Annotated in this window: 13 protein-coding genes and 1 pseudogene; 6 read left to right on the top strand and 8 right to left on the bottom strand. The window is 51.0% G+C overall.

What is annotated here, in order from left to right:
- Positions 1–43: 43 nt before the first annotated feature.
- Positions 44–544 (top strand): DinB family protein, encoded by a 501-nt coding sequence (locus C8R30_RS01890; protein WP_107789404.1) that lies wholly within the window; start codon positions 44–46, stop codon positions 542–544.
- Positions 545–571: 27 nt separating this feature from the next.
- On the opposite strand, the gene C8R30_RS01885 is transcribed toward C8R30_RS01890, so the two are convergent.
- The gene (locus C8R30_RS01885) at positions 572–1189 is read right to left on the bottom strand and encodes a LysE family translocator (protein WP_107789403.1); all 618 of its coding nucleotides are present in this window, start codon (positions 1187–1189) and stop codon (positions 572–574) included.
- 89 nt (positions 1190–1278) lie between these two features.
- Positions 1279–1722, bottom strand: coding sequence for a type IV secretory system conjugative DNA transfer family protein (locus C8R30_RS01880; RefSeq protein WP_258191911.1), 444 nt, complete (start codon positions 1720–1722; stop codon positions 1279–1281).
- Between the two features lie 262 nt (positions 1723–1984).
- Between C8R30_RS01880 and C8R30_RS01875 the strand changes: the two genes are divergently transcribed.
- Entirely contained in the window at positions 1985–3520 is a 1536-nt protein-coding gene (locus tag C8R30_RS01875) for a protein adenylyltransferase SelO (protein WP_258191910.1), read from the top strand.
- Between the two features lie 7 nt (positions 3521–3527).
- Here the strand turns inward: C8R30_RS01875 and C8R30_RS01870 are convergent, their stop codons facing one another.
- Positions 3528–3956 (bottom strand): glycine zipper family protein, encoded by a 429-nt coding sequence (locus C8R30_RS01870; protein WP_090671661.1) that lies wholly within the window; start codon positions 3954–3956, stop codon positions 3528–3530.
- A 294-nt stretch (positions 3957–4250) separates the two neighbouring features.
- Here C8R30_RS01870 and C8R30_RS01865 point away from each other — a divergent pair, with 294 nt between their 5' ends.
- Together C8R30_RS01865 and C8R30_RS01860 are read left to right on the top strand one after the other, a co-directional pair.
- Positions 4251–6749, top strand: coding sequence for a 3-hydroxyacyl-CoA dehydrogenase/enoyl-CoA hydratase family protein (locus C8R30_RS01865; protein ID WP_476703507.1), 2499 nt, complete (start codon positions 4251–4253; stop codon positions 6747–6749).
- Between the two features lie 42 nt (positions 6750–6791).
- Positions 6792–7991 carry an acetyl-CoA C-acyltransferase gene (locus C8R30_RS01860; RefSeq protein WP_090671614.1) on the top strand — a complete coding sequence of 400 codons (1200 nt, stop codon included), beginning with the start codon at positions 6792–6794 and terminating at the stop codon, positions 7989–7991.
- 52 nt (positions 7992–8043) lie between these two features.
- On the opposite strand, the gene C8R30_RS15775 is transcribed toward C8R30_RS01860, so the two are convergent.
- On the bottom strand, positions 8044–8214 hold the full coding sequence (locus tag C8R30_RS15775; protein WP_177182365.1) for a hypothetical protein: 171 nt from the start codon (positions 8212–8214) through the stop codon (positions 8044–8046).
- 214 nt (positions 8215–8428) lie between these two features.
- On the opposite strand from C8R30_RS15775, the gene ettA reads away from it, so the two are divergent.
- Positions 8429–10093, top strand: coding sequence for an energy-dependent translational throttle protein EttA (ettA, locus tag C8R30_RS01855; protein ID WP_090671616.1), 1665 nt, complete (start codon positions 8429–8431; stop codon positions 10091–10093).
- Positions 10094–10132: 39 nt separating this feature from the next.
- Complete coding sequence (locus C8R30_RS01850) at positions 10133–10915, top strand: N-acyl homoserine lactonase family protein (RefSeq protein WP_107789401.1); 783 nt, start codon at positions 10133–10135, stop codon at positions 10913–10915.
- A gap of 266 nt (positions 10916–11181) precedes the next feature.
- Here C8R30_RS01850 and C8R30_RS01845 read toward each other — a convergent pair.
- The 4 genes and pseudogenes from C8R30_RS01845 to C8R30_RS01830 form a co-directional block, all read right to left on the bottom strand.
- Positions 11182–11931 (bottom strand): annotated as a pseudogene (locus C8R30_RS01845) (IS5 family transposase).
- A 204-nt stretch (positions 11932–12135) separates the two neighbouring features.
- The gene (gene fic, locus C8R30_RS01840; RefSeq protein ID WP_090671629.1) at positions 12136–13248 is read right to left on the bottom strand and encodes a protein adenylyltransferase Fic; all 1113 of its coding nucleotides are present in this window, start codon (positions 13246–13248) and stop codon (positions 12136–12138) included.
- A 98-nt stretch (positions 13249–13346) separates the two neighbouring features.
- Positions 13347–13625 carry a hypothetical protein gene (locus tag C8R30_RS01835; protein WP_090671632.1) on the bottom strand — a complete coding sequence of 93 codons (279 nt, stop codon included), beginning with the start codon at positions 13623–13625 and terminating at the stop codon, positions 13347–13349.
- 163 nt (positions 13626–13788) lie between these two features.
- On the bottom strand, positions 13789–13938 hold a 150-nt coding region (locus tag C8R30_RS01830), incomplete at its 5' end, for a transposase (protein ID WP_146162670.1).

The following is a 13938-nucleotide window of genomic DNA, read 5'->3' as shown; positions in this document are numbered from 1 at the left end:
GCCGGATCAAAATATACAAACGCGAACAGACGTAAAAAGAAGCATGCATGTCGATGAATGTAAATTGCTGGCCCGTTATAACCGGTGGATGAACGAACGGCTATACGATGTATGCAGCCGTCTGCCGGATGAGGAACGTAAAAAAGACCGAAAAGCTTTTTTCGGTTCCTTACACAGCACGCTTAACCATTTGCTGCTGGGGGATCGAGTGTGGCTTGGCCGTTTCGAAAACAAACCCTTCCAGGTGAAATCGCTGGCACAGGAGCTCTATTCCGACTTCGATCAACTTAGGGAAGAGCGCAGTCTGACGGATGCGCAGATCATACAATGGGCCGAAGGATTATCCGATACGGCGCTGAATGGCGACCTGACCTATACCAGCATCGTTAATCCGGTGGAGCGCACTCATAAAATGGCCGTGGCCGTCATCCATTTTTTCAATCACCAGACGCATCACAGAGGCCAGTTAACGACATTGCTGAGTCAGTGCGGTCTGGATTACGGCGTCACGGATTTAATCTGGATGCCGGAAGCCGATATCTGAACCGGGCCAGGCCAGAACCATGCGCTGCTAAGTCCTGGCGATCAGGTAAGTGCCTGTGCCAACCATAAGAGCGCCCGATGCCAGACGGGTTTTATTTTCGGCTCCCAATTTTTTGCCCATCGTCATCACTTTCGTTGCCGCAAAAGCATAAGCCAGTTTGACGCCGCCGACCGTTGCGACCGTAATGAACAGAATGATCGCGATGTCCAGCAAGGTCAGCGCGGATATATCAACGAATGCCGGAAACAGGCTGGCATAAAAGATTATCGCCTTTATATCGCCAAGCGTAACAAATAGCCCTGCGAGGAAACTGGCAGGTAATCCGCCACCGGTACTGGAGTATTTACAGGTCAAATTCTTCGTCCGGCTGCGGATCAGATTGATACCGAACCAGATCAGGTACATACCCGCTGCGACTTTGACCGCTAAAAAGAACCCGCCCGTCAGTTCGGACAGGGCTGTTAGCCCCAGTATTGCCAGCACAACAAAAATCAAATCGCCGAGCACGATGCCCATTGAAACGGCGACACCGTTTGCCAGATTCATCGTGGCCGAACGGGCGATAACCAGGGCCACACTCGTGCTGGGCATGGCGGCAAGCATTATCATGATAATGAACAGCGCTGAAACGTCAAAAAGGCTCATAGGGATTCAGGAACATACATAATCGGTAAAACTCAATTTCGATTCCATATTACAGCCGATTGTGCCGGTATGAAAGGCGTTGGCTACGCTTAGAGTCGCAACCGCGTTTTCCCCTTAAACGGTTTTCCAAAAAGCGGATTGATGCCGACCCATTTCGACCAGGGTTTGATTTCATGGTAGCCGATTTTGGACAGACGGATGGGCCGGTGATTGCGCACGAACAGGATGGTATCGTCGGTGCGGCGCACCTCATCAGCGGTCATGAGGCGGCGCGGGGCGTCCTGTAGCGACCTTGTAGGCGCATCGAACATACTCTGCCCGATATTATGGGAGAGCGCCATGATCGTGGATTCGCCCAGCATGTCCGAGATCAACTGGCAGGTCTTGTAAGAACGATCACCTATGATAATCTTGACTTCCGTTTGAGATAGCAGCGTCTCCAGACTTTCACGCCCGTACACATGCGCGAGCGTGAGCAAGGACAGCAGCCCCTCTACCTTGAAATTGGTAATTTCATCGCACAGGATGCACACCTCCTACCTCAAAAACCCCAAAAAAACTAGCGTCTTTGTTACCTATTCGTTATAGCATTACCCACAAATTTTCCTGAAGAGCCAAAACTTTTTTGACAATTGGCCGAACCATTCAATGAAACATTGAATCACACTGAATACGCCATCTATACTCATCCACTTCAAAATTCGGCAACTATACCTTCTCCCGCTGGGAGAAGGTTGGATGAGGGATGATAAAAATCGAATTTTGAGGTGCGAAGCGTATACATCAAACAAAGCAATGACCATTTCAATCGACCGCACCCCATCAAAAACACAATCTAATGACATGAAACCCAACAAGCAATACATAAGCAACACCATCGGCTGGCGATTCGATAACAGCTATATCCGCTTACCCGATTCCTTTTATGTGCAGCTTCACCCTGTGCCTGTCCCTGCGCCACGCGTCGCCATATTGAATCATGCCCTCGCCGCATCGTTGGGGTTGGATAGCCATGCATTGTCCGATGAAGAAGCGGCATCGCTATTTGCGGGCAATACATTGCCTGAAGCTGCACAACCCATTGCACAGGCCTATGCTGGCCACCAATACGCGCATTTCACCATGCTCGGCGACGGGCGGGCCATTTTGTTGGGCGAGCATCTTACAGCGGCGGGTGACAGATTCGACATCCAGCTAAAAGGCTCCGGCCAAACGCCGTTCTCGCGACGTGGCGATGGCCGGGCAGCGCTTGCCCCCATGTTGCGTGAATACCTCGTCAGCGAGGCCATGCATGCGTTAGGGATACCTACCACACGCAGCCTTGCCGTCGTTACCACCGGAGAATCCGTATTGCGTGAGACCCTGCTGCCCGGCGCGATCCTCACCCGGGTCGCGTCAAGCCACATTCGTGTCGGCACGTTTGAGTACGTTGCGAGATTACGCGGTGATGGCGAAGGCGTCAAAACCTTGGCGGATTATGTTATTCAACGCCACTACCCCGATATTGCTGGGGCTGATAACCCCTATCTAGCGCTCTTGCAGGCCGTCATAGCCCGTCAAGCGTCGTTGGTGGCAAAATGGCTGCTGATCGGTTTCGTTCATGGTGTGATGAATACAGATAATATGACCATCAGTGGCGAGACGATTGATTACGGACCTTGCGCATTTATGGATGAATACGACCCGGACATCGTGTTCAGTTCGATCGATCATCATGGCCGCTATCGCTATAGCAACCAGCCTCATATCGCTCAGTGGAATCTTGCTCGTTTCGCTGAAACGCTCCTTCCGCTATTCCACCCTGATCCGCAAAAGGCCGTTGCATTGGCGGAAGAAGCGATTCATCGTTTCCCCGCAATTTTCCAGGATCACTGGTTGACCGGAATGCGCAAAAAACTGGGGTTATTCACCGAGGAATCTGAGGACAGAATGCTGGCCGAAAACCTGCTCACCTGGATGCACCAGCATCAGGCAGATTACACCAATACTTTCCGTGCGCTGGCAGAAGAAGAAGTCATGCCTGCGGAGAACTTATCTAACGATAGCGAATTTGTCATGTGGCACCAACACTGGCAAGCAAGATTAGCGCGTCAGCCTCAGTCAAAACAATCGTCATTCAGTTTGATGCAGGCACATAACCCGGCGATCCACCCGCGCAACCACCATGTCGAAGCCGCACTGGCTGCCGCTTCCGAACAGGGGGATTATTCGCCGCTGCAGCAGTTATTGTCGGCAGTGACCCACCCTTATACGGATATGCCAGTTCATCAGATATACCGCACCCCGCCCTCTCCTACAGAGCGCGTCTATCAGACGTTCTGTGGGACATGAATCCGCGTTATTGCCAACCGGTAACCTCATAGCCTTTTTCCTGCAGGCAGCGCGTCACGAAATTGGCATACGCTGGATTAGGTTGAGAAGGCCTTGAATAAAACAACCCGCGCAGCAATCCCCAGACCGCACCACTGACCGCACCCACCATGGAACCCGTACCCGCAGCACCGGTCACCGCGCCCCCTGCTGCCCCTCCGGCAGCTCCCACACCTGCGCCGATCACAGTGCTCGATGCGACATCGCCACTTTTGCCATAGCCCTTATCGGCGCCAGCCGCTTTTGCAAGTTGCTCGCAAGCTTCGATATCTTGCTCTGCAGCCGACTTGCCCACCGATAGAAAATGCGTGTTGGGATACAAAACAGGCTGCATGGTCGAGCAACCTGTCAACCCCAATAGGATCAATCCAATAGACAGCATCGTCACTAATTTCATTACCCCCTCCTTTTCCTTCTCAAAATAAGCATGATGCGCGAGTATAGCCTGAACTGGGTAAGACAATGGCAAGGCAATATTGCGTGAACGCAAGGAACAGCGAATAGCATTCGATCTCAACCAGGCATCAGAGGCTTCTGTAAAAGAGAAAGGAGGCAATTGCCACTTGCTCTTTACAGTTCATGCTTGTAATCTCCTCATCAATGAACGAAATATCATTAGCTGAATGATCTGAATGAGCAGACATCCAGCAATCAGCATGATCGAACAACAAAATCGAGCGGGGAGGACGAATTGATTAATCATCGCTTTATGGTGCGTAAAGCCGCGGTATTAGGCGCAGGCGTCATGGGTGCGCAGATTGCGGCGCATTTAGTCAATGCCAATATCGAAACACTGTTATTTGAGTTACCAGATGAAAAGTCGAGCGACCCAAGCGCACCCGCAGCCAAGGCCATCGAAAAACTCAAAAAGCTCGAGCCCGCTCCGCTCTCGCTTGCCGCTAAGGCCGCATGCATTCAACCCGTTAATTACGATCAACATCTGGGTCTGCTAACTGACTGCGATCTTGTGATCGAAGCGATTGCAGAACGCATCGACTGGAAAACCGATCTTTACCTCAAGATCGCGCCGCATCTTGGCCAACATACGATTTTTGCCAGCAACACTTCCGGGCTATCCATCAATCAACTCGCGCAAGCGCTTCCTGAAGAGCTGCGTCACCGTTTTTGCGGCATCCATTTTTTTAATCCGCCGCGTTATATGCATCTGATCGAGTTGATTCCTTGCCAGGAAAGCGATATCAGCGTACTCGACGCGTTGGAAGCATTTTTGGTCACCTATTTGGGCAAAGGGGTCATCCGCGCCAAAGATACCCCCAACTTTATCGCCAACCGCGTCGGTGTTTTCTCCATGTTGGCGATCATGCATCACGCGAAAGCATTTGGACTTGGGTTCGATCTGGTCGATAAACTGACAGGATCGCTCATTGGCCGTCCTAAGAGCGCCACTTTCAGGACCGCGGATTTGGTCGGGCTAGATGTGCTGTCGCACGTCATCGGCACTATGCACGATACGCTGCACGATGATCCATGGCATGCTTATTACCAAGTGCCTGACTGGTTGCAGGCTTTGGTCGACCAAGGCGCGCTTGGGCAAAAATCTGGCAAAGGGATCTATCAGAAAATCGGCAAGGAAATTCATGTGCTTGATCTTGAGAAGAATGGCTACCAGCTCGCGACAAGCACCTTGGATAGTGATATCGAAGTGTTGTTAAAACGCAAGGACCCCGTTGAGAAATTTGCAGCATTGCGCGCGAGCGAGCACCCCCAGGCTCAATTCCTATGGGCGATACACCGCGATCTGTTCCATTACTGCGCCGTTCATCTTGCTGCGATTGCAAACAATGCGCGCGATCTCGATCTCGCCATCCGTTGGGGGTTTGGCTGGAACCAGGGGCCTTTCGAAACTTGGCAAATCGCCGGATGGAAACAGGTCACCCAGTGGATTAAGGAAGATATCGCATCAGGCAAGAGCATGAGCAAAACACCGCTGCCAGCATGGGTCGAAGACATCGAAACAAGCGAGCGGCGGGCGGTCCATACAGCCCAGGGGTCTTATGCACCCGCCACGCGGTCGATGCAATCGCGTTCGGCTTTGCCCGTCTATAAAAGACAATTATTCCCCGACCGCTTAGCCGGTGAAGAAGTGGTCTATGGAGAAACCATCTTTGAAACCGATGCCGTCCGCATGTGGCATACCGGCGACGAAATTGCCATCGTCAGCTTCAAAAGTAAAATGCACACGGTCGATATCGACGTGCTCAACGGATTACAACAAGCAATTGAAGAAGCCGAGCATCGCTGGCGCGCTTTGGTGATTTGGCAAACGGAGCCGCCTTTTTCTGCTGGCGCCAACTTGCAAAAAGCCACCGAAAAACCAAAACGAGAAGAGCCGCCCTCCGCTTTCGATCAATTCATGAAGAAAGTCAAAAAATCGGCACAGTCGACCCTGCTCCAAGCCGCGCGCAGCCTGGATCTGGCCGATGCTTTGATGGCAGGCAAGCTCGCAGAAGTGGAAATGCTGATTACACGCTTTCAGCAGCTCTCACAACACCTCAGATATTCGATGGTTCCCACCGTGGCGGCTGTTGATGGACTCGCTTTAGGGGGAGGCTGCGAGTTCGTGATGCATTGCGATCGTGCTGTCGCAACGCTGGAAAGCTATATCGGTTTGGTCGAAGCCGGGGTAGGGTTACTGCCTGCTGGCGGTGGTTGTAAAGAGCTTGCGTTAAGAGCTGCACGCAATGCGATCGATAACGACCCGTTTCCGCAATTGAAGCACACCTTCCAAACCGTCGCGATGGCCCAACTGGCCAAGAGTGCCGAGCAAGCCAAAGAATTGGGTTATTTGCGCGAGGCTGATCCGGTCATCATGAACCGTTTTGAGCTTCTTCATGCTGCAAAAGTGCAGGCACTGGCGCTGGCCGAGTCAGGTTATCGTCCGCCTTTGATGCCACGCGCCATCCCGGTAGCAGGCTCAACAGGCATCGCGACCATCAAAGGGATGCTCGTCAATATGCTGGAAGGTCATTTCATCTCGGAGCACGATTATCTGATTGGCAGCAAGATTGCGCATGTCCTATGTGGAGGCGATCTCACGCCAGGCAGCTTGGTCGATGAGGAATGGTTCCTCAGATTAGAGAGAACCGCTTTCATCGAATTACTGGCGACCGAGAAAACCCAAGCGCGCATCGCCCATACGCTGAAAACCGGCAAACCGCTCAGAAACTAGCCCGTTGATTCAATACGATATTTAAGATTGATGGAGAAACCCATGTCCAAGCAAACTCAAGATGCCTACATTGTTGCGGCTGCACGTACCCCCGTCGGCAAAGCGCCACGAGGCATGTTCAAGAACGTTCGCCCAGATGATATGCTCGTTCATGTTCTGCAGGCCGTCATGCAACAGTGCGAGGGGCTCGATCCGGCAGCCATCGATGATGTCATCGCCGGTTGCGCGATGCCTGAAGCCGAACAAGGTATCAATGTCGCTCGTGTGGCCTTGTTGCTGGCAGGATTGCCCGATAATGTACCAGGCATGACAATCAATCGCTTCTGCGCGTCCGGACTGCAAGCCGTGGCCTTGGCGGCCGATCGCATTCGTTTGGGTGAAGCGGATGTGATCATTGCTGCAGGCACGGAAAGCATGAGCATGATCCCGATGATGGGCAACAAGGTCGCTATGAATCCGGCCATGTTCATTAAGGATGAAAATGTAGCGATCGCTTATGGAATGGGGATTACCGCCGAGAAGGTCGCGCAACAATGGAAAGTCGGTCGCGAGCAGCAAGATGAATTTGCAATGACCAGCCATCAACGTGCGCTCAAAGCGATCGAAACCGGTGAATTTCAGCAGGAAATCGCACCCTATCCTGTTGAAGAAAAACGCCCTGATCTGACCTCACACGAGGTCAAGGTCATAAAATCTGTGAAGGACACGGATGAAGGGCCGCGAGCCGACACCAACCTGGAAGCACTTGCAAAATTAAAATCGGTGTTTGCTGCGAATGGCTCGGTTACGGCAGGCAATAGTTCACAAATGTCGGATGGCGCCGGGGCCGTTATGGTCATGAGCGCGGCCGCATTACAACGCTTTAATCTCACGCCGATCGGCCGTTTCATCGGCTATACCGTAGCGGGGGTACCGCCTGAAATCATGGGGATCGGGCCGATCAAGGCCATTCCCAAAGTATTGAAGCAAGTTGGATTACATCAAGATGATCTCGATTGGATCGAGCTCAATGAAGCTTTTGCGGCGCAGAGTTTGGCCGTCATCAACGAACTTGGCCTGGATCGCGCTAAAGTCAACCCGCTGGGCGGCGCTATCGCGTTAGGTCATCCGCTTGGGGCCACCGGTGCGATTCGCGTAGCGACACTGCTGCATGGACTACGCCGGCATCACCAGCGCTATGGCATGGTTACCATGTGCGTGGGAAGTGGCATGGGCGCTGCGGGCGTTTTTGAAGCGCTATAAATCGATTGGTTTTTCATTTTTAACCGGATATGGAATTAATGAAGCCGAAAATCTAGTATGATGTATTCAATTTTCTTGGTTTTACCTGCCTCTGCATGAAATCGACTTTATAAAAGCCCCCTCCCACCGTTTCTGCGATACGCCGGAATTCGACAGCAGAAATATTGTGGGGAACGATAAATACCTGGCTCACACCTGATTTGAAATAAACCATAACACTCATAGGTTTTCTCCTGGCTGCTTGCATCATTCAAGAAAATAGCAAGCGGATGACGATCAGATTAATTCCGGGTCGATAGGCTGGTAACATGTGCGGTTTGGCAGATTGATAGAACCCTCGCGCGTTAACTGGCAGCATCAATTGATGAACGATCCAGATTTTAGAGTAATCTCATAAATTTAAATTCTTAATAACTCCTACTTTTATTCACATTTTTATGGCTCAATACGTTTTAATCATGAATCGCGTCAGCAAGGTTGTTCCACCCAAGCGCACGATTCTTAAAGATATATCTCTCAGCTTCTTCCCCGGCGCAAAAATAGGACTGCTTGGCCTGAATGGCTCGGGCAAATCCACATTACTGAAAATCATGGCCGGTATCGATAAGGATTTCGAGGGTGAAGTGACCCCCATGCCCAATCTGAAGATTGGCTTCCTGCCGCAGGAACCCCAGCTCGATCCAGCACATACCGTTCGCGAAGCGGTGCAAGAAGGGTTAGGGGATATCGTCAACGCCCAACAAAAGCTGGATGAAATCTATGCTGCGTACGCGGAGCCGGATGCCGATTTCGACGCACTCGCTGCCGAACAAACCCGTCTCGAAGCGCTCATCGCAACGAGTGGCGGCGACACTGCCCAGCAAATGGAGGTTGCGGCAGATGCATTACGCCTTCCCGAATGGGACGCCGTCATTGAAAAGCTATCGGGCGGCGAAAAGCGCCGTGTTGCGCTGTGCCGTCTTTTGCTATCCAAACCGGACATGCTTTTGCTGGACGAACCCACCAACCACCTGGATGCGGAATCGGTCGAATGGCTAGAGCAATTTTTAGTACGTTTCCCCGGAACGGTCGTTGCCGTCACGCATGACCGCTATTTTCTGGATAACGCCGCAGAATGGATACTGGAGCTCGACCGGGGACATGGCATCCCCTGGAAAGGAAATTACTCAAGCTGGCTCGAGCAAAAAGAAGTTCGCCTCAAGCAAGAGGAATCTTCTGAATCTGCCCGGCAAAAAGCACTCAAGAAAGAGTTGGAATGGGTGCGGCAAAATCCCAAGGGACGGCAGGCCAAATCCAAAGCGCGGATTGCCCGTTTTGAAGAACTCAGCTCGCAGGAATACCAAAAGCGTAATGAAACACAAGAGATTTTTATCCCGGTGGCCGATCGGCTGGGAAATGAAGTCATCGAATTTACCAATGTCTCCAAAGCGTTTGGCGACCGTTTATTGATCGACGATCTGAGCTTCAAAATACCGCCTGGCGCCATCGTTGGCATCATCGGCCCCAATGGTGCGGGCAAATCGACCTTGTTCCGCATGATCATCGGTCGTGAACAACCCGATACGGGAAATATCAAAATCGGCGAAACCGTCAAAATTGCTTATGTTGATCAATCGCGCGATATCCTCGACAGCAATAAAACCGTCTTCGAAGCAGTATCGGATGGCAATGACATCCTCACTGTGGGCAAATATGAAACGCCTTCCCGCGCCTATATTGGACGCTTTAACTTCAAGGGCCCCGATCAGCAAAAAATGGTGGGACAACTTTCCGGTGGTGAGCGCGGCCGGTTGCACCTGGCCAAGACATTGATTTCTGGCGGTAATGTCCTATTGCTCGATGAACCATCCAATGACCTTGACGTAGAAACACTGCGCGCGCTGGAAGATGCCCTTCTTGAATTTGCGGGATGCGTTTTGGTCATTTCACATGATCGCTGGTTCCTGGACCGCATTGCCACGCATATCCTGGCCTTTGAAGGCGATTCGCAAGTGACCTTTTTTGCGGGTAATTATCAGGAATATGAAGCCGACAAGCGCCAGCGCCTGGGCGAAGAAGGCGCCAAACCGAAGCGCATACGCTACAAACCGATTACCCGCTAACGCAAGCGATAATCGCTGATAGCTTACTTGAGCCCGGCTATGCCCAATCAGACTAAAATCTGGCCATTGCTGACGGGCACGATTCGTTATGAAAAAACGATTTCTACGCATGACCGTGGGCATGGCCAATGGATTGATGCGCCGATATTGGCTTATCTGATTGAAACCATTCATGGTCGCATCCTCTATGACGTGGGATGCGACTACCGTAAGGTGACCGACCCGACCCTGCGTGCGCGTCACTTCACGCCGATGCTCCCGACTGTCGAGGCCCCTTGCATGCAGCCCACTCAACGGATTCCGCATTACCTCGGGCGGCTGGGGTTGACCTCTTCCGACATTGATCTAGTATTTATCGGTCATCTGCATTTCGACCATGTGGGCGGATTGTGCGACCTGCCCGGCTGTGAAGTCCATGTCCACCAAAATGAATTACAAGCAGCCCTGACTGGACTGGATAGCGGAATATTTCTCGATGAGCTGATTCATGCGAATCAGTGGCGCGTACAAACCGATGAGTATGAGCTAGCTCCCGGCATCCACGCTATCACGACCCCTGGTCATACAGCGGGGCACATGTCGTTGTTCATCGATCTTCCACAAAGCCGACCCGTCATTCTCTGTGGTGACGCAGCCGATCTGAACGAGAATCTGGCAGATGAAATCGCACCTGGCTGTTGTTGGCAGAATAACGTAGAACTGGCGCTCGCCAGCATTCGTAAACTCAAAACCCTTGCCAATCAGGAAAACGCTCAGCTCTGGCCCAATCACGATATGGCGTTCTTTAAAACATTGCCGGTATTTCCAGCATGGTGCGATTGAGCAAATCATGGATATTGTTGGCAGTTCCAGCAATGAACTTATCACCCAGATCACCCTGTGGCACAACGCCACTTTCAGGCAATGCGGCAGTCACGTGGGGCGAATTGGGAGAATATTGAGTTCCAACGCAGCAATGATCCCAGATTCCTCGGTTGGACGGGGCGGAGTGATAAGTTCCACAGGGAGTTGACTTGAAGAGAGTCTCTTGCAAAATTCTCACGAGCTAGCCGAAAAAAGTTCGGCATCGGCTAGGGTCTGTTGACATTTCACATAGGTAGCCACAGATACCCACACGCTATGGCTACCATACTTTCGTAATTTCGCTTCAGTTTGTCGTATCGTGTCGCTATTGCCCGATACTGCTTTAGCCGTGCAAAAACATTCTCCACCAAATGCCGGTATCTATACAAACCCCAATCCATATCTGTGTTACCCTTCAACGAGTTGCGCTTTCTCGGTATCACAGCCCGAGCCCCCTTCTTCGTTATCTGTTCCCGTATACATTCGCTGTCATAGCCCTTGTCCACAACAATCGCTTTTGTGTCAGGCAGCCTGGTAATCAAACCAGGTGCTGCAGAACAGTCATTGATTTCTCCACCGGTGATTTCAAACTCAATTGGCAAACCATAACCATCGACCGCCAAATGGATCTTTGTGGTATTGCCTGCACGGCTTTTGACCCTCAGCCTGCGATTCTTCACTCGCTGCTCCCGCACTATGCTGATGTGCTTTAACATAGCTTCCATCAATAAATTCCCATTCACAATCCGAATCAATGGATAACGCTTTGAAAATTCTGAGCCATTTCCTGCTCAATGACCATGCATTGAATCTTTTATAGATGGAATTCCAGCAGCCGAACGCCTTGGGTAGGTCTCGCCACGGACGCCAACCCGCATTCGATACAGTATGCCTTCTACCGTCATGCGCAGATTGCGCTTGTTATAAATCGCTTCTTGAAGCAGAATCTTCTCCAGCTTCGACCAGAACTCATCACTGAGCATCAATCGGGGCATCGCAAACTCGTTTTGTTGGTGGTATAGGAACCCCAATATTACGAGTTTGTTCATATCTATGAAATACTTATCTTGAAACGTCAACAGACCCTAGGGGGCAGGATAAGAATTTACATTCTTCGATTACGTCAAACGATTTGTCATTCGATCGTGAAAACTGTTGGCGGATTCAGCTGTAGCATCCGGCTTGGCAGCGGTTTTTCGTTATGGGTATGGCGTGAATGTATTGCCATCGCGCGTCAGTAGCTGCATGAGTTTGGGGTGAATGAACAGCTTTTCCCGGCCTATTTGATTTTCCGTTAGGACGCCAATGCTGGCCAGTTTTTTCAAATAAACGGATGCGGCCTGACGTTTGGCGATTCCGGCTTCACTCAGGCTATGGATACGGCAATAGGGCAATGCAAAAATCAGGTTGACCAGTTCGTGGCTGTATATCTTTGGCGCATTAAGCCGCACGTGCTCTCTCGTGTGGTCTGACAGTGCACGAATTGCGCCAATTTTGGCGGTCGTCCAGGCAGCGGTTTCCGCTACTCCCTTGAGAATATATAGCAGCCACTCTTCCCATGTCTGCTCTTTGGTAATCTTTAGCAGCAAACGATAGTAGTCGGCCTTATTGGCAATGATGTAACGACTCAGATACAGGATAGGCAAAGTCAGCAAGTTTTCCTGAATCAGAAACAGGCTGTTCAGCACCCGTCCCGTGCGGCCATTGCCATCAGTAAAGGGGTGGATCGCCTCGAATTGGTAATGCGCCACAGCCATGCGCACCAGCGGGTCCAGTTCAACTTGCTCATGCAGGAAGCGCTCCCAATTGGCAAGCAGATCTCTCAGCAGTGATTCGCCTACCGGCGGCGTGTAGATGACTTCACCGGTCAATTCATTGGTCAGCGTTGTGCCCGGTACTTTTCGTACCGTCATTTCCACCCCTTTGATCTGGCTGCATATCGCTTCGGCGATGGTGGTATTTAATGGACGGTCACGCAGGGAAAGATAGCCCTTAAGCAAAGAATGGCTATAGCGTAAAGCTTCTTTTGTGGCAGGATCGGCGTGTTCTTCTCCCGACATGTGCTGGAACAGCTTGTCAGTGGTCGTCACGATATTTTCAATTTCAGAACTGGCGCGGGCTTCCAGTAATGGCAAGGTGTTAATCAACATTCCCTGATTAGGAATAAGCTCAGCCGCCTGCCTAAGCTCTGCCAATGCAGCTCTTGCTGCAATGCAATGCTTCAATACCGTCTTGGTCTCCAAGTCCGCTTTGGGCGGCAGCACAGGAATGCTGTTGTAGGGTTGGTCTGGCTTCCATGTTTCATTAATCATGTTTATATTATTCAGCTTTATCGACACATTCTCAGCTTATGTCGATATCGACGACACGTCAACAAAATATGTTGATATTTTTTGTATTTATCGACACGTCACATCACTTCCCAGGAAATCGTGAACAGCTGGCTAGATTCGGTTTTTTGGGAAAGACGTTGCTCCAGCGAATCTATCAAGGCGTTGCGTTTTTCAATAATGCTGTCTTCCACCTGAAAAATATCCTGCCGCTGGCGTCGTTGCTGTTTTTCCAGTTTTTGAATCTGTTTCTGGACTTCATGCTGTTCATCGAGATTAGTCGCAAGCCTGGCTTGCCGTTGCTGAATTTTGATTTGTTCTTTGGTATCTTTAAGTGCTTTTTCAGCGGCAAGTATCATGTCGTCTGCCCATTTTTCCAGTTTCTCCCGGGCTTCATTAAAAAATGGTTATTCGCTTCCAGGGATTGACTGATTGTGGCTCTGATATGCTGCTGTGCTTCCGCTGCCAGTTTTTGCGTAAACGATTGCGGTATATCGATTTCGCCTAGGGTCTGTTGACATTTCACATAGGTAGCCACAGATACCCACACGCTATGGCTACCCTACTTTCGTAATTCCGCTTCAGTTTGTCGTATCGTGTCGCTATTGCCCGATACTGCTTTAGCCGTGCAAAAGCATTCTCCACCAAATGCCGGTATCTATATAAACCCCA

This window comes from Nitrosomonas nitrosa (genome assembly GCF_003051105.1).
In the GTDB taxonomy this organism is placed as follows: Bacteria; Pseudomonadota; Gammaproteobacteria; order Burkholderiales; family Nitrosomonadaceae; genus Nitrosomonas; species Nitrosomonas nitrosa.
The sequence above is the reverse complement of the archived record's forward strand: the minus strand, read 5'-3'. Positions and strand labels throughout refer to the sequence as shown.